General features: G+C 45.0%; 18 protein-coding genes and 1 other RNA gene. 9 read left to right on the top strand and 10 right to left on the bottom strand.

Annotation, left to right across the window (positions count from 1 at the left end; genetic code table 11):
- Nucleotides 1-56 precede the first annotated feature (56 nt).
- Nucleotides 57-854: a DUF2189 domain-containing protein gene (locus tag NL646_RS14855; RefSeq protein WP_005461722.1), complete on the bottom strand. Its 798-nt coding sequence runs from the start codon at nucleotides 852-854 to the stop codon at nucleotides 57-59.
- Between the two features lie 344 nt (nucleotides 855-1,198).
- Nucleotides 1,199-2,353, bottom strand: a complete 1,155-nt coding sequence (gene metK / locus NL646_RS14850; protein WP_005461723.1) for a methionine adenosyltransferase — start codon at nucleotides 2,351-2,353, stop codon at nucleotides 1,199-1,201.
- A gap of 316 nt (nucleotides 2,354-2,669) precedes the next feature.
- Between metK and tkt the strand changes: the two genes are divergently transcribed.
- A complete protein-coding gene (tkt, locus tag NL646_RS14845) occupies nucleotides 2,670-4,664 on the top strand; it encodes a transketolase (RefSeq protein ID WP_005493886.1) in 1,995 nt (664 codons plus the stop codon).
- A gap of 77 nt (nucleotides 4,665-4,741) precedes the next feature.
- Here the strand turns inward: tkt and NL646_RS14840 are convergent, their stop codons facing one another.
- Nucleotides 4,742-5,635 (bottom strand): LysR family transcriptional regulator, encoded by an 894-nt coding sequence (locus tag NL646_RS14840; protein WP_005493888.1) that lies wholly within the window; start codon nucleotides 5,633-5,635, stop codon nucleotides 4,742-4,744.
- Nucleotides 5,636-5,771: 136 nt separating this feature from the next.
- Between NL646_RS14840 and NL646_RS14835 the strand changes: the two genes are divergently transcribed.
- The 5 genes from NL646_RS14835 to mscS all read left to right on the top strand — a co-directional run bounded on the left by NL646_RS14835 (nucleotide 5,772) and on the right by mscS (nucleotide 12,760).
- Nucleotides 5,772-7,730 carry a ligand-gated channel protein gene (locus NL646_RS14835; RefSeq protein WP_029847928.1) on the top strand — a complete coding sequence of 653 codons (1,959 nt, stop codon included), beginning with the start codon at nucleotides 5,772-5,774 and terminating at the stop codon, nucleotides 7,728-7,730.
- 130 nt (nucleotides 7,731-7,860) lie between these two features.
- Nucleotides 7,861-8,898 carry an erythrose-4-phosphate dehydrogenase gene (epd, locus tag NL646_RS14830; RefSeq protein WP_005461726.1) on the top strand — a complete coding sequence of 346 codons (1,038 nt, stop codon included), beginning with the start codon at nucleotides 7,861-7,863 and terminating at the stop codon, nucleotides 8,896-8,898.
- 153 nt (nucleotides 8,899-9,051) lie between these two features.
- The gene (locus NL646_RS14825; protein ID WP_005482432.1) at nucleotides 9,052-10,212 is read left to right on the top strand and encodes a phosphoglycerate kinase; all 1,161 of its coding nucleotides are present in this window, start codon (nucleotides 9,052-9,054) and stop codon (nucleotides 10,210-10,212) included.
- A 154-nt stretch (nucleotides 10,213-10,366) separates the two neighbouring features.
- Nucleotides 10,367-11,443, top strand: coding sequence for a class II fructose-bisphosphate aldolase (gene fbaA / locus NL646_RS14820; protein WP_005482445.1), 1,077 nt, complete (start codon nucleotides 10,367-10,369; stop codon nucleotides 11,441-11,443).
- Between the two features lie 450 nt (nucleotides 11,444-11,893).
- Complete coding sequence (gene mscS / locus NL646_RS14815) at nucleotides 11,894-12,760, top strand: small-conductance mechanosensitive channel MscS (RefSeq protein ID WP_005482477.1); 867 nt, start codon at nucleotides 11,894-11,896, stop codon at nucleotides 12,758-12,760.
- A 47-nt stretch (nucleotides 12,761-12,807) separates the two neighbouring features.
- Here mscS and NL646_RS14810 read toward each other — a convergent pair whose 3' ends face one another.
- Together NL646_RS14810 and NL646_RS14805 are read right to left on the bottom strand one after the other, a co-directional pair.
- The gene (locus NL646_RS14810) at nucleotides 12,808-13,290 is read right to left on the bottom strand and encodes a YbaK/EbsC family protein (protein ID WP_253664367.1); all 483 of its coding nucleotides are present in this window, start codon (nucleotides 13,288-13,290) and stop codon (nucleotides 12,808-12,810) included.
- 24 nt (nucleotides 13,291-13,314) lie between these two features.
- On the bottom strand, nucleotides 13,315-13,944 hold the full coding sequence (locus tag NL646_RS14805; RefSeq protein WP_025623201.1) for a LysE/ArgO family amino acid transporter: 630 nt from the start codon (nucleotides 13,942-13,944) through the stop codon (nucleotides 13,315-13,317).
- A 138-nt stretch (nucleotides 13,945-14,082) separates the two neighbouring features.
- Between NL646_RS14805 and NL646_RS14800 the strand changes: the two genes are divergently transcribed.
- Nucleotides 14,083-14,979: a LysR family transcriptional regulator ArgP gene (locus NL646_RS14800; RefSeq protein ID WP_140126529.1), complete on the top strand. Its 897-nt coding sequence runs from the start codon at nucleotides 14,083-14,085 to the stop codon at nucleotides 14,977-14,979.
- A 222-nt stretch (nucleotides 14,980-15,201) separates the two neighbouring features.
- On the top strand, nucleotides 15,202-15,894 hold the full coding sequence (locus NL646_RS14795; RefSeq protein ID WP_005482489.1) for an oxidative stress defense protein: 693 nt from the start codon (nucleotides 15,202-15,204) through the stop codon (nucleotides 15,892-15,894).
- Nucleotides 15,895-15,959: 65 nt separating this feature from the next.
- Here NL646_RS14795 and serA read toward each other — a convergent pair whose 3' ends face one another.
- The 5 genes from serA to NL646_RS14770 all read right to left on the bottom strand — a co-directional run bounded on the left by serA (nucleotide 15,960) and on the right by NL646_RS14770 (nucleotide 19,282).
- A complete protein-coding gene (gene serA, locus NL646_RS14790) occupies nucleotides 15,960-17,192 on the bottom strand; it encodes a phosphoglycerate dehydrogenase (protein ID WP_005482463.1) in 1,233 nt (410 codons plus the stop codon).
- 274 nt (nucleotides 17,193-17,466) lie between these two features.
- Nucleotides 17,467-18,123 carry a ribose-5-phosphate isomerase RpiA gene (gene rpiA, locus NL646_RS14785; RefSeq protein WP_005493901.1) on the bottom strand — a complete coding sequence of 219 codons (657 nt, stop codon included), beginning with the start codon at nucleotides 18,121-18,123 and terminating at the stop codon, nucleotides 17,467-17,469.
- Nucleotides 18,124-18,182: 59 nt separating this feature from the next.
- The gene (locus NL646_RS14780) at nucleotides 18,183-18,776 is read right to left on the bottom strand and encodes a 5-formyltetrahydrofolate cyclo-ligase (RefSeq protein WP_029843005.1); all 594 of its coding nucleotides are present in this window, start codon (nucleotides 18,774-18,776) and stop codon (nucleotides 18,183-18,185) included.
- Nucleotides 18,777-18,780: 4 nt separating this feature from the next.
- A non-coding RNA gene (ssrS, locus tag NL646_RS14775) (6S RNA) lies at nucleotides 18,781-18,965 on the bottom strand.
- 8 nt (nucleotides 18,966-18,973) lie between these two features.
- Nucleotides 18,974-19,282, bottom strand: a complete 309-nt coding sequence (locus NL646_RS14770) for a cell division protein ZapA (protein ID WP_005484120.1) — start codon at nucleotides 19,280-19,282, stop codon at nucleotides 18,974-18,976.
- Between the two features lie 249 nt (nucleotides 19,283-19,531).
- Between NL646_RS14770 and NL646_RS14765 the strand changes: the two genes are divergently transcribed.
- Nucleotides 19,532-20,110 (top strand): YecA family protein, encoded by a 579-nt coding sequence (locus NL646_RS14765; RefSeq protein ID WP_005457285.1) that lies wholly within the window; start codon nucleotides 19,532-19,534, stop codon nucleotides 20,108-20,110.

The raw sequence follows: 20,110 nt of genomic DNA, 5'->3' as shown, positions 1-20,110 counted from the left end.
GTGTATTCAATAAAAAGCCCCCGCGTTGGCGAGGGCTGAATCATAGCATTTGTCCGTTAAGGCGTGTGTTTTTTCTTGATGGTTGCATGGTAGGCGTGCCATGTACCGTAGCCCAAAATTGGCATGGTAAACAACATACCGATTCCGTAGGTAGCAAAGCCAATCAAAATACCGCCACAAATAATCGCTGCCCAAACAATCATGGCTGGAATATTGGATTTCACTGCGTTAAAGCTAGTAAACACCGCTGTCATCATGTCGACACGGCGCTCCATCATTAATGGAATCGAAAATGCAGAGATACTAAATACGATACACGCCAACACGAATCCAACCAATGAACCTATGACCAGAAAAGGCAAAAACTCAGTCAGTGGTGCGCCTTGTACGGATGGGTACAACGCGTGGAGCAGCGCAGCGATACGCATCCAGAAAATCATACAGACAGCGAGCAATACTGCGAACGCCCATTGTGAGCTGGAGTTACGACCAATCGCTTTCATTGAATGGAGCAGGCGCGCTTTATGCCCACGTTCTCTCTCCCAACTTGCATCATAAAGACCCAGTGCTAAAAACGGACCTATGAGCATATAGACGATGAGGCTTGGCATCACCACTAAGTGTGTGCCTTGCCATTGCACCAGAAGTACAATACCAATCGCTGCTGCCATAAAACAGATGCCGTAAAAAGCACTGATGAGAGGCATACGTACGAAATCATGTAACCCCAGAGCTAACCAGTGAAAGGGTGCACTCAGATTGACGGTGTTACACGGAATGGTTCTGGCGTATTCATTATCTGGCACTTCCTTTCGTTTGCTTTGGAAGTCAGATGGATTCACGGTACGAGGCATAACTCCTCCTTGATTAATTCCCACGGTGTCAACGCTTACCAAGGTCGTCAGTACTCGATCATCTCAATGGTTATCTTAAGGAGTACAGTGACTTGGTATCGAGCCATACAAAAGGATGTTTGGTTTACGTGTTTTTATCTCGGACTTCACCACGTGAACCTACATCTTATTACTCGGTGTTATATGCATCGAAAAGTGCATTTAACATTATGTTAACTATTGGCGGTGATAGGGGAATTTACAAATAATTGCTGAATTTTTGTTCGGTAAGGGGAGGGAGGAATGTTCGATACAAAAAGCCCCCGCCATAAGGCGAGGGCTTTGTTGATTCTTGCGTGGCTCGATTACTTGATGCCAGCGAAATCGCGTAGAAGCTCAGCTTTATCAGTCGCTTCCCATGGGAACTCTTCGCGACCGAAGTGACCGTATGCTGCTGTCTTCTTGTAGATTGGTTGAAGTAGGTTAAGCATTTCTTGTAGACCGTATGGACGTAGGTCGAAGAATTGACGAACCGCTTCAATGATGATGTCGTGAGATACTTTCTCGGTACCAAACGTTTCAACCATGATAGACGTTGGATCAGCAACACCGATTGCGTAAGAAAGTTGGATTTCACAACGGTCAGCCATACCAGCCGCTACGATGTTTTTCGCTACGTAACGTGCTGCGTAAGCTGCAGAGCGGTCTACTTTCGATGGATCTTTACCAGAGAATGCACCGCCACCGTGACGAGCTGCACCGCCGTAAGTATCTACGATAATTTTACGACCAGTTAGACCACAGTCACCCATTGGGCCACCGATAACGAAACGGCCGGTTGGGTTGATGAAGAAGTTAGTGTCTTTGCTGATCCACTCTGCAGGAAGAACAGGTTTGATGATCTCTTCCATTACTGCTTCACGTAGGTCAGGCGTAGAGATTGAATCACAGTGCTGAGTTGAAAGAACAACAGCATCGATACCAACAATCTTACCTTGATCGTACTGGAACGTTACCTGAGATTTTGCGTCTGGACGCAACCAAGGTAGTGTGCCGTTTTTACGAACTTCTGCTTGCTTTTCAACAAGACGGTGAGAGTAAGTGATTGGCGCTGGCATGAGTACTTCAGTTTCGTTACATGCGTAACCAAACATGATGCCTTGGTCGCCTGCACCTTGCTCTTTAGGGTCAGCTTTATCAACACCTTGGTTGATATCTGGAGACTGTTTACCGATTGTGTTTAGAACTGCACAAGAGTTCGCGTCAAAGCCCATATCTGAGTGTACGTAGCCGATTTCACGAACGGTTTCACGAGTTAACTCTTCGATGTCAACCCATGCTGAAGTCGTGATTTCACCACCCACCATTACCATACCGGTTTTAACGTAAGTCTCACATGCAACACGAGCCTTTGGATCTTGCTCTAGAATCGCGTCAAGAACCGCATCAGAAATCTGGTCTGCAATTTTATCTGGATGACCTTCTGATACTGACTCAGAAGTAAACAGGTGCTTAGCCATGTTAGCTCCACTATATCTGGTTTAAAACTGAGGAATGATAAACTCCCCAGCGCAAATTAATACTAATATTTGTAGGTGTATCTACATCTAGACGTCTATTCTAATTTTGATTGCTCGAATTACAAGCTCTTTTTTGGTTTTTGTTATAACCAAACGTTTGCTTGAATTATTGATAATTTTTAGAACTTCGATGTATTTGAACTGAAAGGTGCAATATTTGTGAGGTTTTGGGTTGGAAAACGTTTGCACACCCAACTTGGCTTTGAGAGAATTGTGACCTCTTTTTTCGTTTCGCTTAATGTACTCAGGAGCAGACATGTCGTCTCGTAAACATCTTGCCAATGCAATTCGTGCTCTAAGCATGGATGGTGTTCAACAAGCTAACTCTGGCCACCCAGGCGCACCTATGGGTATGGCTGATATCGCTGAAGTTCTTTGGCGCTCTCACCTAAACCACAACCCAGCTAACCCAGAGTGGGCAGATCGCGACCGTTTTGTACTTTCAAACGGCCACGGTTCTATGCTGATCTACTCTCTACTGCACTTGAGCGGTTACGAGCTATCTATCGATGATCTGAAAAACTTCCGTCAGCTTCACTCTAAGACTCCAGGTCACCCAGAGTACGGCTACGCACCAGGCATCGAAACGACAACAGGTCCTCTAGGTCAAGGTATCACGAACGCTGTTGGTATGGCTCTAGCAGAAAAAGCGCTAGCAGCACAATTCAACAAAGAAGGCCACGACATCATTGACCATTTCACTTACGTGTTCATGGGTGATGGCTGTCTGATGGAAGGTATCTCGCATGAGGCATGTTCTCTTGCTGGTACTCTAGGCCTAGGTAAACTGATCGCATTTTGGGATGACAACGGCATCTCTATCGATGGTCACGTTGAAGGTTGGTTCTCTGACGATACACCTAAGCGTTTCGAAGCTTACGGTTGGCACGTAATCCCAGCAGTGGATGGCCACGATTCTGAAGCAATCAACGCAGCGATTGAAGCTGCAAAAGCAGACCCTCGTCCTACGCTAATTTGTACGAAGACTATCATCGGTTTTGGTTCTCCAAACAAATCGGGTTCTCACGACTGTCACGGTGCACCACTAGGCGCTGAAGAAATCGCAGCAGCACGTGAATTCCTAGGTTGGGAACACCCTGCATTTGAAATCCCTGCTGATGTATACGCAGAGTGGGATGCAAAAGCAGCTGGCGCTGAAAAAGAAGCGGCGTGGAACGCGAAGTTCGAAGCATACGCAGCGGCTTACCCAACAGAAGCAGCAGAGCTTAAGCGTCGTCTAAACGGCGAACTTCCTGCAGAGTGGGAAGAGAAAGCAAACCAAATCATTGCTGATCTTCAAGCAAACCCAGCAAACATTGCGTCACGTAAAGCATCTCAAAATGCTCTAGAAGCTTTCGGTCAAATGCTACCTGAATTCATGGGCGGCTCTGCTGACCTAGCGCCTTCTAACCTAACCATGTGGTCGGGTTCTAAGTCTCTAGAAGCGAACGATTTCTCTGGTAACTACATCCACTACGGTGTACGTGAATTTGGTATGACTGCTATTATGAACGGTATCGCACTACACGGTGGTTTCGTTCCTTACGGCGCAACATTCCTAATGTTCATGGAATACGCTCGTAACGCAATGCGTATGGCTGCTCTGATGAAAATTCAGAACATCCAAGTGTACACACACGATTCTATCGGTCTTGGCGAAGATGGTCCAACTCACCAACCAGTTGAGCAAATGGCGTCGCTACGTCTGACTCCAAACATGAACACATGGCGTCCATGTGACCAAGTTGAGTCTGCTGTAGCATGGAAACTAGCGATTGAACGTAAAGATGCACCAACAGCACTGATCTTCTCTCGTCAAAACCTAGCGCAACAACCACGCAGCGCTGAGCAAGTCGCAGACATCGCGAAAGGTGCTTACATCCTGAAAGACAGTGAAGGTAAGCCTGAGCTAATCCTAATCGCAACAGGCTCTGAAGTTGAGCTAGCAGTGAAAGCCGCTGAGCAACTAACAGCGGAAGGTAAGAAAGTACGCGTTGTTTCAATGCCATCAACAGATGCATTCGACAAACAAGACGCAGCTTACCGTGAAGCAGTTCTACCATCAGACGTAACAGCACGTATCGCTATTGAAGCGGGCATCGCAGACTTCTGGTACAAGTACGTTGGTTTCGACGGTCGCATCATCGGTATGACAACATTCGGTGAATCTGCACCTGCTGACCAGTTGTTCGAAATGTTTGGTTTCACTGTAGAAAACGTAGTGAACACAGCAAAAGAACTACTAGCGTAATCGAGACAGTTGTTTAAACCGGCTCTGTTGAGCGGTTGTGAGAAAAGGCCATCATGTTGATGGCCTTTTTATTTGTCTCAATATTTCCAATCTAGCGGAATACTTTGGTGAATATCTTCAAGCAGTACGGATAAGCGAAGAGGATGACGCCCTGCTGGTGTATAACAGTTGATCGTTATTGGCTCTGAAAGCCAGCCTTCAAGGCATGGGGTGATACGGCCGGGGTGATGTTTCTCATACCCTTGTGCAGTCCAAGTCGGCAAGAGACCAATGCCGTGTCCGTTGGCGATACTATCGATCTGCATAGCAATGTTGTCGCTATAGAGTCGGCTGACAAATGGTTCTAGAAAAAACTCCCCTTGTTCAGGGTGCGAGAGTAGCAAACCATTCTCTTGTATCGACCCAAAATCTATCCACGGATGTTTGTTTAGTTCTCTCGGGTGGTGGATGGGGCCATGTTTTTCGATGTAGTTTGGCGACGCGAATGGGGTGTAACGAAATACGCCAAGCGTTTCTTTGCGCCAATCCAGCCCTTTGTGTTCACCTAGCCAGATAAACAAATCTGGATCGTGGTGTGTATCGGAAAAATCACTGGTGAGCTGGACTCTGACGTCAGGGTTCTCCGCCAGAAATTCATTGAGTACATCGCCTAACCAACTGCGAACTAACGCTGCGTGGCAAACGATATGTAGAGAGCCTGATACTTGATTATTTAAGCCTTGAAGCGCCTCATAACTTTCCTCGCTGAGCTCTAGGATCTGGCGGCTGTAGTCGGCAAAAATCTCCCCTGCGCGTGTCAGAATCAAGCGGTTGCCTTGTCGAGTTGTTAGCGCTTGGCCAAAGTCGGCTTCTAATTGCGCTAAGCGGCGGCTCACGGTGGATTTCGGCTGATTCAATGCTTTGGCGGCTGCGGTCAAACTTTTGTGTTGGTTAAGCGCATCAAAAGCACGAATTGATGCTAAGTCGTGCATATCTTACTCCTTACTGCGTTATGTACGGATTCCATATATGGGAAGAACCGTTCCATAACTCTCACTATGCATCTCATTCTATTTATGAATAATCCCACTTCGAAAATAATAATCATTATCAATTATGGAGATGTAGATGTCCACTCTTAGACTGCCAGTGCTAACTGCAACTGGTGTTTTAGCCTTCGTCAGTGTCCCTCATGTATTTGCCAACGACTCAGTTTCTAAAATGGAAACCGTCGTGGTGACAGCGTCAAGTTATGAGCAATCCCAAGCGGATGCGCCTGCAAGTATTAGTGTTATCTCGCGAGAAGAATTGGACTCGCGCTACTACCGCGACGTGACTGATGCACTGAAAAGTGTGCCGGGTGTTGTTGTGACTGGTGGTGGTGATACAACCGATATCAGTATTCGTGGTATGGGCTCTAAGTACACGTTAATTCTTGTGGATGGTAAGCGCCAAAGTACTCGCGAAACTCGCCCAAATAGCGATGGCCCTGGTATTGAACAAGGTTGGTTGCCACCACTTCAAGCCATTGAGCGAATCGAAGTGATCCGCGGCCCGATGTCGACGCTGTATGGTTCCGATGCGATTGGGGGTGTGATTAACGTGATCACCCGTAAAGATGCGCTTGAGTGGACAGGTAATGTGCAGCTGGGGACGGTTATCCAAGAAAACAGCCGTTCTGGTGGTGAACAGAGTGCGAACTTCTTTGTAAATGGCCCTCTTGCAGAAAACTTGTTGCTACAGGTTTATGGTCAATACACCGCAAGGGAAGAAGATGACATTGATTATGGTTATGAAGACAAAGATATGCAGAGCATCTCTTCAAAATTGATCTATCAAATCAATGACCGTCACTCTGTGCAGTTAGAGGGTGGTACATCGGCACAAAGTCGTCGCGGTAATGTTGGTCTTTCTGTACCTACGACTGGCTGTCGTAGAGGCTGTGAAGATTCATTGAATGAATACCGTCGTAGCTACGTTACGCTTAGTCACACCGGGGAGTGGGAGTTATTGGGTAACTCTGATACCTACTTGCAGCGCGAGGAGAGTGAAAACAAATCTCGCGAAATGACTATTGTAAATACCACGTTTAAATCCAGCCTAGTTAAAGGGTTGGGCGCGCATACTCTGACAACTGGTGTCGATGCGACGCATGCCGAGTTGGAAGATTTTACGTCTAACAAAGCATCATCTAAAACGAAAGCATCAAATACACAATGGGCTGTGTTCATCGAAGATGAATGGAAGATCGCAGAACCTTTTAGTCTGACATTAGGTGGTCGTTTGGATCACGATGAAAACTACGGCGCGCATTTTAGCCCGAGAGTGTATGGTGTGTGGCGTGTTGATCCTGCTTGGACGGTCAAAGGCGGTGTGGCGACAGGCTTCCGCTCTCCTCAGTTACGTGAAATTACCCCTGGTTGGGCGCAAGTCAGTGGTGGCGGTAATATTTATGGTAACCCAGATTTGGATCCGGAAACTTCACTGAACAAAGAAATCAGTGTGCTTTACCAAGGTGATGCTGGTCTTGATGTGACGTTAACCGCCTTCCACAATGAGTTTAAAGATAAGATCACTCGCGTGGTGTGCCCAGATACAATTTGTACGGATGGCCCAAACCAATGGGGGGCGGATCCTACTTACCGCATTAATGTGGATGAAGCTGTTACTCAGGGTGTAGAAGCAACGTTGGCGAAACCACTAACCGAGACTATCTACTTAAGCTCAAGCTATACCTTTACCGACTCGGAGCAAAAAACGGGTGAATACAAAGGCATGCCACTTCAGCAACTTCCAAAGCATCTGTTTAATGTTGATGTCACTTGGCAAACAACAGACAACCTAGAGAGCTGGACGAAAGTGACCTACCGAGGCAAAGAAATGGATCCCGTCACTGGCCCATCACGCAACAGCATCGTTGAACCTGCTTATACGTTTGTAGATGCCGGCGTAACGTATCAGTTGACGGATAACACCAAGATCAAAGGTGCGATTTACAACCTGTTCGATGAAGACATCAACTACAAAGAATATGGGTACGTCGAAGATGGACGTCGTTACTGGTTAGGGTTAGACGTAGCGTTCTAATCTCTTTCAAAGAAGGCTGGGCTATGTCCCAGCCTTTTTAAATCATGCTTTACTATGATTCATTAGGTGCGTTTTTCAGCCTTATCAGGTACTATCTGTGCCACGAAATTTTTGGTGGGGCGAAGGATAAATGCTAAAAGTTGCGATCAATGGATTTGGACGTATAGGTCGTAATGTTCTGCGAGCTGTCTATGAAAGCGGCAAACATCAGCAGATTAAAGTGGTAGCGGTTAATGAGCTTGCTCAACCAGAGGCAATGGCTCACCTTCTACAATATGACACCAGTCATGGCCGTTTCGGTAAGAAAATCTCCCACGATCAAGAGCATTTGAATGTTCACCATGAAAGCGGTGAATATGATGCCATCCGAATTCTTCATCTCTCTGAAATTGAACTGCTTCCGTGGCGCGACCTTGAGGTCGATATCGTTTTAGATTGTACCGGCGTTTATGGTTCAAAGGCGGATGGTCTTGCCCATATCGAAGCCGGAGCGAAGAAAGTGCTCTTCTCTCACCCAGGAGCGAACGATCTCGATAACACCATTATTTACGGTGTGAACCACGAAACTCTCAAAGATGAACACCGCGTGGTGTCCAATGGTTCATGTACCACCAACTGTATTGTTCCCATAATCAAAGTATTGGATGAAGCATTTGGGATTGAGTCAGGTACCATTACCACAATCCACTCATCCATGAACGACCAACAAGTTATTGATGCCTACCATAATGACTTACGTCGTACTCGAGCAGCGAGCCAATCTATCATTCCTGTTGACACCAAGTTGCATAAAGGAATTGAAAGAATCTTCCCGAAATTTTCCAACAAATTCGAAGCCATTTCCGTTCGAGTTCCGACAGTTAACGTCACTGCAATGGATTTAAGTGTCACAATTAATACAAATGTGAAAGTTAATGACGTAAATCAAACCATTGTTAACGCATCTCAGTGTACATTACGTAACATTGTTGACTATACTGAATCGCCACTCGTTTCCATCGACTTTAACCATGATCCCCACAGCGCGATAGTGGATGGAACTCAGACAAGAGTGAGTAACGGGCAATTAGTAAAAATGCTCGTTTGGTGCGATAACGAATGGGGCTTTGCTAACCGGATGCTGGATACCGCTTTAGCAATGAAAGCTTCTTCACAAGTGGAGCTTTAAAGGTGAAGAAGTGATGGAGAGAATTTTTATTTCAAGCCTTGAAATAAATCTGACGTATCTCCATATCTATAACCAGTTTGAAGAATTAACAGGCTTGGCAGGGTTGCCGAGTTTTCAAAAACTTTAATTATTAAATATTTGAGAGGACACATCATGTCTGTAATCAAGATGACTGACCTGGATCTTGCAGGTAAACGTGTATTCATCCGTGCTGACCTAAACGTGCCAGTAAAAGACGGTAAAGTAACTTCTGATGCACGTATCATCGCATCTCTTCCAACTATTAAGCACTGCCTAGAAGCTGGCGCTAAAGTAATGGTTACTTCTCACCTAGGTCGTCCAACTGAAGGTGAATACGCTGAAGAGTTCTCTCTACAACCAGTTGTTAACTACCTAAACGACGCACTAGATTGCGAAGTTAAACTTGCTAAAGATTACCTAGATGGCCTAGAGCTAAACGCTGGTGAGCTTGTAGTTCTAGAAAACGTTCGCTTCAACAAAGGCGAGAAGAAAAACGAAGAAGAGCTATCTAAGAAATACGCAGCACTATGTGACGTATTCGTAATGGATGCATTCGGTACGGCTCACCGTGCTCAAGCGTCAACTCACGGCGTTGGTATGCACGCTCCTGTAGCTTGTGCTGGCCCTCTACTAGCAAACGAACTAGAAGCTCTAGGCAAAGCAATGGACAAGCCTGCTCGTCCAATGGTTGCTATCGTAGGTGGTTCAAAAGTTTCTACTAAGCTAACTGTTCTTGAATCTCTATCTAAAATCGCTGACCAACTTGTTGTTGGTGGTGGTATTGCTAACACATTCATCGCTGCTGCTGGTCACAACGTTGGTAAATCTCTATACGAAGCTGACCTAGTAGACACTGCTAAGAAGCTAATGGACGAGTGTGCAATTCCAGTGGCAACTGACGTTGCATGTGCGAAAGCATTCGACGAGAACGCAGAAGCAGAAATCAAACACGTTTCTGAAGTACAAGATGACGACATGATCTTCGACCTTGGTCCAGAATCAACAGCAGCTCTAGCTGAAATCCTTAAAAACGCGAAAACTATCCTATGGAACGGTCCTGTAGGTGTATTCGAATTCAAGAACTTCGAAGCAGGTACTAAAGGTATCTCTGAAGCTATCGCAGCTTCTGAAGGTTTCTCTGTTGCAGGTGGTGGTGACACGCTAGCAGCTATCGACAAGTTCGGTATCAAAGCTGACGTATCTTACATCTCTACTGGCGGCGGCGCTTTCCTTGAGTTCGTAGAAGGTAAAGTTCTTCCAGCAGTAGAAATGCTAGAAGCACGCGCTAAGTAATTAAAGCAAAGCGGGGGAGTTACTCTCCCGCTTTCTTGTTTGCTGCAACGTGAGAGGAACTCTGCTAGAATAGCCTCAGTTGTGAGCAAACGTTTGCAAGATTTTCAACTTAACAAGTTTTGTTTAAAAACGACAGATAAATAGGATTACATCCATGTCTAAGATCTTCGACTTCGTAAAACCAGGTGTTATCTCTGGCGATGACGTTCAGAAAGTATTTGAAGTTGCAAAAGAAAACCACTTTGCACTTCCAGCAGTAAACTGTGTTGGTACTGACTCTGTAAACGCAGTACTTGAAGCAGCTGCAAAAGTTAAAGCTCCAGTTATCGTTCAGTTCTCTAACGGTGGCGCTGCTTTCTTTGCTGGTAAAGGTCTAAAACTTGAAGGTCAAGAAGCTCAAATCCTAGGTGCTGTTGCTGGTGCGAAATACGTTCACGCTGTAGCTGAAGCTTACGGTGTTCCAGTAATCCTACACACTGACCACGCTGCTAAGAAACTTCTACCATGGATCGACGGTCTACTAGACGCTGGTGAAGAGTACTTCGCGCAAACTGGTAAACCTCTATTCTCTTCTCACATGATCGACCTTTCTGAAGAGTCTCTAGAAGAGAACATCGAAATTTCTGCTAAGTACCTAGAGCGCATGGCTAAAATGAACATGACTCTAGAAATCGAACTTGGTTGTACTGGTGGTGAAGAAGACGGCGTTGACAACTCTGATATGGACGCGTCTGAGCTATACACTTCTCCAGAAGACGTTGCATACGCATACGAGAAACTAAACGCTATCAGCCACCGTTTCACTATCGCAGCATCTTTCGGTAACGTACACGGCGTTTACAAGCCAGGTAACGTTGTTCTAACTCCAACTATCCTACGTGATTCTCAAGCGTACGTTTCTGAGAAATTCGGTCTTCCAGCGAACTCTCTAAACTTCGTATTCCACGGTGGTTCTGGTTCTTCTCTAGAAGAAATCCGTGAATCTATCGGCTACGGTGTTATCAAAATGAACATCGATACAGATACACAGTGGGCAACTTGGGATGGTATCCGTCAGTACGAAGCTGAAAACCACGATTACTTACAAGGTCAAATCGGTAACCCAACTGGCGAAGACGCGCCAAACAAGAAGTACTACGATCCACGCGTATGGCTACGTGCTGGTCAAGCTTCAATGGTTACTCGTCTTGAGCAAGCATTTGCTGACCTTAACGCAATCGACGTACTATAATTCGTCTGAATTGAGTTATCTAAAAACCCGCTCTTTGAGCGGGTTTTTTTGTGTCTGTCATTTGGCTTTCTTCAACGTTAATAGATTTATTACCCATGCTGAATAGAAGAATGGATAGGGGCATGTAAGTACGTATTAATAATGCGCCAATAATCATTAGGTTGTTTTTTAGCCGCTTCGCATGAATCTAGGTAATAGAAGTGGCGAAATGTTAAAGCATTGCGTACTCTGTAACAGGTCGATATCAGAAAATTCTGATAAAGCCTTGTTTTGCATATCTTTGCGAAACTCTGACTTTGCAAAATGTCAAAGTTGGGATATCGTGCCAAAAATCTGACACTGTTCAGTTGGGCAATAGGGATATTGTTGTAGATAAGGGCCTATAAAAAACAAGGCTCATAAGTTAACGGCAATTAGATTTATATATCTTTATTTTTGAGGATAAGAATTATGGCAGGTGAATCGATGGGTATCGATACCACTCTAACAGATGGGCTGACTCAAGCTGAGACTTGGCTTACAAACAACTCAGACCTACTTATTCAGTACGGTGTGAACATTATTTCAGCGCTGATTATCCTATTTATCGGTAATATTATCGTTAAAGCAGTCGCTGGCAGTGTTTCCAAAGTACTTGAAAAGAAAAACATGGATAAGGCGGTCGTAGAATTTATTCACGGTCTTGTTCGTTACCTACTATTCGTTATCGTACTTATCGCAGCTCTGGGCCGCTTAGGTGTTCAAACGGCATCTGTTGTTGCTGTAATCGGTGCGGCAGGTCTTGCTGTTGGTCTTGCTCTACAAGGTTCTCTATCAAACTTTGCGGCAGGCGTACTGATTGTAGCATTCCGTCCATTTAAATCTGGCGACTATGTAGAGATTGGCGGCGTAGCGGGTAGTGTTGAAGCGATTCAAATCTTCCAAACAGTTCTAAAAACACCAGACAACAAAATGGTTGTTGTACCTAACTCGTCTGTTATTGGTGGTGCAATCACGAACTACTCTCGCCATGCAACGCGACGCGTAGACTTGGTTATCGGTGTTTCATACAAAGCCGATCTTAAGCTAACGAAGAAAGTGATTCGCGAAACGCTAGAAAAAGATCCTCGTATCTTGAAAGATCCTGATATGACTATCGGTGTTCTAACACTAGCAGATTCTTCAGTTAACTTCGTAGTGCGCCCTTGGGTTAAAACTGCGGATTACTGGGGTGTGTACTTTGATTCAATGCAAGGCATTAAAGAAGCATTGGACGAGAACGGTATCGAAATTCCATTCCCACAAATGGATGTTCATTTGAACCGTGTCGAATCTTAATTCGAACGATAGATAATCTAAAAAGCGAGGCACTAGCCTCGCTTTTTTTATATTTCAAACAGAGGGTTATTACCTATCTGTAAGAGTGGTTTTAAATGAATACCTGCAATACCGAAGGTGCGCTCTGGTAGCCCTGGTGTATAAAGCAACTCTTCGTGATGATAGAGCTTGGTATCCACCACGATCGCAACCTCTGGTGGTAAACCTATCGGGCAAACGGCACCGGGTAGGCAGCCAAGTAATTCCTGCATGAGTTCATCACTGCTAATAGAAGGTCGCTTGCCTAATATTGCTTTAATCGTTTTGGCATCAAGGCGAGAGTCTTTATCGGTAATGAACACGGCATACCCGCCACCTTTGAGTTTTAAGAACAAGCTTTTGCTATGTGTGCCTTGCCAGCCTAGTTCTTTCGCGACTTTAAGGTCGGTGTCGAAGTCGAGAATGGCTTCGTGTTGCCATTCTCGAAATGGAATCGAGAGCGAATGCAATCGCTCTTTGTTGATGCGATAGATGTTTTCCAGTGACTCCATGTCATTCATATCCTTTGGTTTGGATTACCAGTATTTAGTGATGAGCTCGCTCGCGAGTACATAAGCAATGGTGAACATCATCAGTGCAACGGCGATATCGATGCCTTTTTTTACGTTCGGTTTAGATAGCGTAGGCCCGAGTTTTGCGGCGCCCATCGACAAGGTATAGAACCAAACAAATGACGCCATAATAGTGCCTAACGCGAAAGCGATTCGATCATGGCCTTCAAATTGTCCACCGATTGAGCCTAAGATAACAACGGTATCTAAGTACAAATGTGGGTTGAGCACGGTGACAGCTAATGCGCCTAAAATGACCGTTCGGCGTCCACGAGCTACGACTTCTCCTTTTGATTCCGATTCATTCTCTGGCTTGAATGCGCTTTTAAGCGAAAGTAGTCCATAGAAGCTCAGGAAGGCAATACCACCAAGCGTCACCGATGTCAGTAGGATTTCATTTTGAGACAGAATAGCACCACCACCAAAGATACCTAGAGAAATGAAGATCATATCTAGGACGCTACAAATAGTGGCTGTCGTCAGGTGGTGATTGCGCTTTATGCCTTGATTCAAGACATACGCATTTTGTGCTCCGATCGGAATGATCATCGATGCCCCTAAACCAAATCCTTGCAATAAAACCCAAAAGCTCACGATACACCTCAAATAATTAAGAAACGACAGAGACGAGAAAGATAATGGCTTTGGTTAAATAAGTATAATTAATGATTTTAATATATTATTAGAGTTGCTTATTTAACGGTTTGGTGTTGGTTTTTTGGGAGAAAGTGAATGCGAGGGTTGGATTACAAATGGATAGAAGCCTTGGATGCCGTTGTTTATCAAGGCAGTTTTGAACGAGCTGCTGAGCATCTGTTTGTCTCACAATCTGCCATTTCGCAGCGTATTAAACAGCTCGAAAAATTCTTGGCGCAACCTGTGTTAATTCGAGAGCAGCCACCCAAGCCAACTCCCATTGGGAAAAAACTATTGGGGCTTTACCGCCGAGTTCGGTTGCTAGAGCACGAAATTTTACCTGAGATCAAAAACGATACTACAACGCGCCCAGTGCAACTGTCTTTGGCTACTAACGCCGACAGTTTGGCAACGTGGTTACTCCCAGCTTTGCAAGACGTCATGAAAACTCGTCAAGTAGAGTTGAAGCTGACGATTTACGGTGAATCACGTTCAATAGAAAAACTGAAAAGTGGTGAGGTCGCAGGGGCGATCAGTTTAGAGTCTCAAGCGATACCAAATTGTCGCGCCGATTACTTAGGACGAATTGATTACGTTTGTGTGGCTAACCCTGAGTTTTATCAGCGTTACTTTTCTGAAGGTGTAAACAATCAGACCTTAACAAAGGCGCCAGCGGTTTCCTACGATCAGTATGATGACTTACATAAAAAGTTTCTCACGGAGCATTTCAATGTGCGTCCTGATAGCGTGATTCATCACAACATCAGCAGCTCAGAGGCTTTTCTCAAAATGGCGTTAGCTGGAGTGGCATATTGTTTGATCCCTCGTTTGCAAATTACTGATGAGTTAGAGCAAGGCTCGTTAATTGATATTACGCCTGGCTTCCTGATGTCTTATCGTATTTATTGGCACCATTGGCAGTTGGAAACTGGCGTATTGCAGGAGATTTCACAAGCGATTGTCAATTATGCACAGCGTCATTTACCACAGTAGTGATTGAATAGACGACCATTTCTGACGAATATTAAATGACGAATGGTTGAAATTACACCAAAGTTACACAGTCAAAGTTGTGTTAGAAGTGAAGTTAGGAACTTGGATAATCACCGGAAGTTTCTATTATGAAACCACTTACTCCTACAGCTCGGCGACTTAACAAAGTCGTGATGCTGATTTGTGGAGACACTTCACTATTGATATGGATGGATTTGTCGAATGAAACTGTATTCGTGTTTGCTGGCTTCAGCTCTTAGTCTTAGCAGTGTTTCAGTCTTGGCTGATGTGCCTGAATTTGCTCACGTAACAACAACGGGTTACGGTGAGGTGGTCGCAACACCAGACATGGCGACCTTTTCTGTAAAAGTGGTGGATACCACCATGACAGCGGAACAAGCAAAACAATCAGTCGATAAAACAGTCGAAGATTTTCTCCAATATCTGTCTGATGCTGGTTTATCAAAGGATAATATCACCAGCTCAAACCTGTATCTTGCGCCTCAGTATCACTACCCTAAATCGGGCAAAGCGGAGTTGGTTGGATACAGAGCATCACGCAGCATCAATGTAACAGTGACAGATTTAGCCGATCTTAACCAGTATTTGGATATGGCGTTGAAAGCTGGCATTAATCAGGTCGACAACATCCAATTGAAAGTGAGCAATCAAGCGGAATACCAACAAAAAGCACGCATGGCTGCGATCAAAGATGCGAGAGAAAAAGCGGCATCGCTTGCATCTGGCTTTGATAAAAAACTCGGCGGCATCTGGCAAATTAACTATAACCAAATGCATGTACAGCCTGTGTTGATGCGCTCAATGGCGATGGACAGCAAGCAAGGTTCGAACAGTTACCAAGACTCGACTCTTGTAATTCGTGACCAAGTGGATGTGGTTTACAAATTAAAATAATTTGTTTTGGTAACACAAAAAGAAAAGGCAGGGATAATCCCTGCCTTTGTTGTATGGATTCATTCTTAATGAAGAATACGAGCACGAATCGTGCCTTCAATGCTTTTCAGCTTCGTTAGTGCTTCTTCTGAACGCTCAGTTTCCACATCAATAACTACGTAGCCGATCTCAGCTTCAGTTTGTAGGTACTGCGCTGCGATGTTGATGCCTTCTTCTGCGAAGATGGTGTTAATTTGAGTCAGAATACCTGGGCGGTTTTTGTGAATGTGCAGCAAGCGAGAGCACTCACGACCGTGTTCAGGCAGAGATACTTCAGGGAAGTTAACGCTTGATAGTGTTGAACCATTATCTGAATATTTCGCCAGTTTACCCGCTACTTCCACGCCGATGTTTTCTTGTGCTTCTTGAGTAGAGCCGCCCACGTGTGGCGTTAGAATGACGTTATCGAATTTCTGTAGTGGAGATTCAAACGGGTCAGCGTTTGTTTTTGGTTCAACTGGGAATACGTCGATTGCTGCGCCAGCTAAGTGACCTGCTTCTAGGCTGTGGCAAAGCGCAGGAATATCAACAACGGTACCGCGAGCGGCGTTGATGAAGATTGCGCCAGGCTTCATGCGAGCAAATTCTTCTTCGCCCATCATATTCTTCGTTTCAGGTGTTTCTGGTACGTGCAGCGAAATAACATCACATTTGTTTAGCAGCTCGCTCATCGTGTGGATTTGCGTTGCGTTGCCAAGTGATAGTTTGTTTTCGATGTCGTAGTAGTACACGCGCATACCTAAGTTTTCAGCAATAATGCCCAGCTGAGTACCGATATGGCCGTAACCAATGATACCAAGACGTTTACCACGCGCTTCGTAAGAGTTGTCTGCGCTCTTCTTCCAAATACCACGGTGCGCTAAAGCGTTCTTTTCAGGAATCCCACGAAGGAGCAGAAGAATCTGACCAAGCACGAGTTCTGCTACACTTCGCGTGTTTGAAAACGGTGCATTGAATACAGGAATACCACGTTTTGCCGCCGCACCAAGATCGACTTGGTTAGTTCCGATACAAAAACAGCCAATCGCAACCAGTTTGTTTGCCGCATTGATCACTTCCTCGGATAGATTCGTTCGGGAGCGGATACCGATGAAGTGCGTATCTTTAACTGCTTCAATCAGTTCTTCCTCTGAAAGCGAACCTTTGTGATATTCAATGTTGGTGTAACCAGCTGCTTGAAGAACTTCAACTGAAGAAGGGTGAAGTCCCTCGAGTAAGAGGATCTTAATCTTTTCTTTTTCCAGTGAAACTTTGGCCATTTTTTCTCGTCCTTAAAATGGAAAGGTGGGCTAATGTGGCGCACATTGGGCAAAACCATTAAAAAGGGGATAATTAATAGTTTTGTAGGAGGACAAACGTTTCCTTGTGCGTCTTCTGTTCAATAAAGTAACAAAAAAAAATTGCTTTGGGTAAGAAAATTACGGAATAAGAGATAATTTTCTTAGAGAAAGGAATAAAAAACGGTGCCTTGCAGCACCGTCTGTAATGAAATAACAGAAAACTGAATCAGATAGACCGATTCATGGCTGTTATTTACTCTTCAATTTTTGCGCCTTCTGGCGTACCAGTGATCACAACATCAGCACCACGGTGAGCAAAAAGACCAACCGTTACTACACCCGCGATACCGTTGATTTTGTCTTCCATCTCTTTCGGGTTGGTGATTTGCATGTTGTGCACATCTAGGATGATGTTGCCGTTATCCGTTACAACACCTTCACGGTATGCAGGGTCGCCACCAAGTTTCACCAACTCACGAGCAACGTAAGAACGTGCCATTGGAATCACTTCCACTGGAAGAGGGAACTGGCCAAGCACGTCAACCGCTTTCGTGTCGTCAACGATACATACAAACTTTTCAGAGATTGCTGCAACGATTTTTTCACGAGTTAGCGCAGCACCGCCACCTTTGATCATTTCACGCGCAGGGTTGATTTCGTCTGCGCCATCAACATATACGTCTAGCTTAATTACGTCGTTGCACTCAAAAACTTCAATACCAAGCTCTTTTAGACGCTCTGTAGAAGCAACTGAGCTAGACACTGCACCTTTGATATCATCTTTGATAGTGCCTAGTGCATCGATGAAGTGATTCACGGTAGAGCCTGTGCCAACACCGACAATGCTGCCTTTCTCAACATATTTAAGTGCTGCCCAACCAGCCGCTTTTTTCATTTCATCTTGAGTCATGCCAATCTCCTGAATAGATGTTCGTTAACGTTTGCGGGCGTGATTATAGCGGCTAAGCGTTACTTTTCCCATTGCCATATTTGGCTTGGAGTCACGATCTTAGGTAATGGAATATCCCAGCTTTCAATTGGTAAGCTTTCTACATGCTGGCAATCGTGAGCAATGCCAATCGGTTTGGCACCTTCTCCTGTCTTGAACCAATGAGAAAGAGTGCGATCGTAGTAGCCTCCGCCCATACCTAAGCGGTGTCCGATGCTGTCGAAGCCGACCAAAGGTGTGCAGATTACATCTAATTGTTTGACGGGAAGAAGGTGGCGAATGTCGAGTTTTGGTTCGAGAATGCGGTACTTATTGTAGACCAGTTGATCTTCATTCACGTATTGAAGAAACAATAACTGGCCTTTTGAGAACGGATGGATGACGGGTAAATACACCGACTTTCCCTGTTGCCATAACCATTCAATCAGTGGCTTCGTATCGAGTTCACCATCGGCAGAGAGATAAATAGCAATGTGCTGAGAATGCTGGATTTCAGGAAGTTGGGAAAATTGACTGACTAGGTCGAGCCCCGCTTGAAACTGCGTATCGCTACACAAGGCGTTGCGTTTTTCACGGATCAATTTACGAAAGTCTTGTCGAGAAAGTTCTGACATAGAGGAATACCCCAGGGTGCCGTTGAGGATTGTGGCCCTTGAACCAGCTGGTTCAAGGCGGATCAGCAATGATAACCGTAGGCTTCTCGGTGCATGCCAAGCTTGCTCAATAGCTATCAAGTACTAACCCTTTGGTATTGCTTATCGGCTCAGGGACTTAAATCCGTCTGACGAACACCCCAGGGTAAATTTTGTATCTACGGCTGTCCTTGCGTAACTTTACTTAGTGCGTTCTCTAAAGACGCGGTGAGCTTTTCCATGCGCTCAGTAATTTCTTGCTGTTGACCGTTTGATTCGTATGACTTGGTGTGCAACTCATAACAAATGTTTAATGCAGCAAACGTCAGCAGTTGAATTTCATTGGTTACCTTAGTACGTTCGCTCATCTCTTTCAATCGGCGATCAAGATCTTTTGCTGCTGCAACGAGAGACTCTTCTTGCCCTGCTGGACAATTTACTCGTGTAACTTTGCCTAGTATTTCTACGTCGATCGCTTGATTGCTCATGATGAATAAACTCTATATTCGCGCTATCTAAGGTGTTGCTACGTGCAACTACCGAGGAGGAAACTATAGGAAAACCGTTATTAAGATTCAAGCATTTCCCATCACAGAAAGAGAAATGATGACGTGATCACACAGGAATTGGGCAAATTGAACAAATGGTGTTCAAAATTGAATTTGATAGCCGTTTCAGACGACTAACCTTGATGGTAGGATATGTCGATACATTATTACGCAAGAATGAGCCAAGTTATGAGTGAAATCACCCTTCCAGAATATCAATCTATTGCTGCAGAGCTACAATCTGCAAGTTTAGCTGTGACACCTGCGGAGCTGCACGGTTTGCTTGTCGGCATGCTAAGTGGTGGATTGGCGATTAACGATCAAACCTGGCAACCAATTCTATTCGATTACACCAATGATGGCATGGGCTGGCCAACGACGGCGTTAGCTTTTGCACAGACGGTCTTCAAAGTGACGGCGAACGAGCTAACGGGTTCATCCATGGAGCTGTCACTACTTCTGCCGGATGAGTCGGGCGAAGAGGGTTTATTCGCGTTGGCAGATAGCTTGTCTGATTTTGTGAATCACTTTATCTCTGGTCTTGGTTTAGCAGGCATTGCGCTGAACAATGCATCGGATGATGCAAAAGAAGCGTTGGCTGACCTAGAAGAAATTGCCAAGTTAGGCATTGATGAAGATGATGACTTTGGTGAACAAGCACAATTGCTGGAACAAGTCATTGAACACGTGAAAGCTTGCGTACTTACCATTCATGCAGAGTTCGGAGCTCGCCCAGAAAGCAGCGAAAGCAAACCGACGATCCATTAA

Source organism: Vibrio sp. Y20_XG_PY13 (assembly GCF_024181925.1).
In the GTDB taxonomy this organism is placed as follows: domain Bacteria; phylum Pseudomonadota; class Gammaproteobacteria; order Enterobacterales; family Vibrionaceae; genus Vibrio; species Vibrio parahaemolyticus.
The sequence above is the reverse complement of the archived record's forward strand: the minus strand, read 5'-3'. Positions and strand labels throughout refer to the sequence as shown.

What these genes read in the sequence shown, in the direction of transcription:
- NL646_RS14800 (WP_140126529.1), top strand. Translation starts at nt 14,083, where the DNA reads ATGCGAGGGTTGGATTACAAATGGATAGAAGCCTTGGATGCCGTTGTT.
- NL646_RS14835 (WP_029847928.1), top strand. Translation starts at nt 5,772, where the DNA reads ATGTCCACTCTTAGACTGCCAGTGCTAACTGCAACTGGTGTTTTAGCC.
- NL646_RS14810 (WP_253664367.1), bottom strand. Translation starts at nt 13,290, where the DNA reads ATGGAGTCACTGGAAAACATCTATCGCATCAACAAAGAGCGATTGCAT.
- NL646_RS14795 (WP_005482489.1), top strand. Translation starts at nt 15,202, where the DNA reads ATGAAACTGTATTCGTGTTTGCTGGCTTCAGCTCTTAGTCTTAGCAGT.
- fbaA (WP_005482445.1), top strand. Translation starts at nt 10,367, where the DNA reads ATGTCTAAGATCTTCGACTTCGTAAAACCAGGTGTTATCTCTGGCGAT.
- rpiA (WP_005493901.1), bottom strand. Translation starts at nt 18,123, where the DNA reads ATGACTCAAGATGAAATGAAAAAAGCGGCTGGTTGGGCAGCACTTAAA.
- NL646_RS14770 (WP_005484120.1), bottom strand. Translation starts at nt 19,282, where the DNA reads ATGAGCAATCAAGCGATCGACGTAGAAATACTAGGCAAAGTTACACGA.
- tkt (WP_005493886.1), top strand. Translation starts at nt 2,670, where the DNA reads ATGTCGTCTCGTAAACATCTTGCCAATGCAATTCGTGCTCTAAGCATG.
- NL646_RS14840 (WP_005493888.1), bottom strand. Translation starts at nt 5,635, where the DNA reads ATGCACGACTTAGCATCAATTCGTGCTTTTGATGCGCTTAACCAACAC.
- NL646_RS14765 (WP_005457285.1), top strand. Translation starts at nt 19,532, where the DNA reads ATGAGTGAAATCACCCTTCCAGAATATCAATCTATTGCTGCAGAGCTA.
- metK (WP_005461723.1), bottom strand. Translation starts at nt 2,353, where the DNA reads ATGGCTAAGCACCTGTTTACTTCTGAGTCAGTATCAGAAGGTCATCCA.
- serA (WP_005482463.1), bottom strand. Translation starts at nt 17,192, where the DNA reads ATGGCCAAAGTTTCACTGGAAAAAGAAAAGATTAAGATCCTCTTACTC.
- mscS (WP_005482477.1), top strand. Translation starts at nt 11,894, where the DNA reads ATGGCAGGTGAATCGATGGGTATCGATACCACTCTAACAGATGGGCTG.
- NL646_RS14780 (WP_029843005.1), bottom strand. Translation starts at nt 18,776, where the DNA reads ATGTCAGAACTTTCTCGACAAGACTTTCGTAAATTGATCCGTGAAAAA.
- NL646_RS14855 (WP_005461722.1), bottom strand. Translation starts at nt 854, where the DNA reads ATGCCTCGTACCGTGAATCCATCTGACTTCCAAAGCAAACGAAAGGAA.
- epd (WP_005461726.1), top strand. Translation starts at nt 7,861, where the DNA reads ATGCTAAAAGTTGCGATCAATGGATTTGGACGTATAGGTCGTAATGTT.
- NL646_RS14825 (WP_005482432.1), top strand. Translation starts at nt 9,052, where the DNA reads ATGTCTGTAATCAAGATGACTGACCTGGATCTTGCAGGTAAACGTGTA.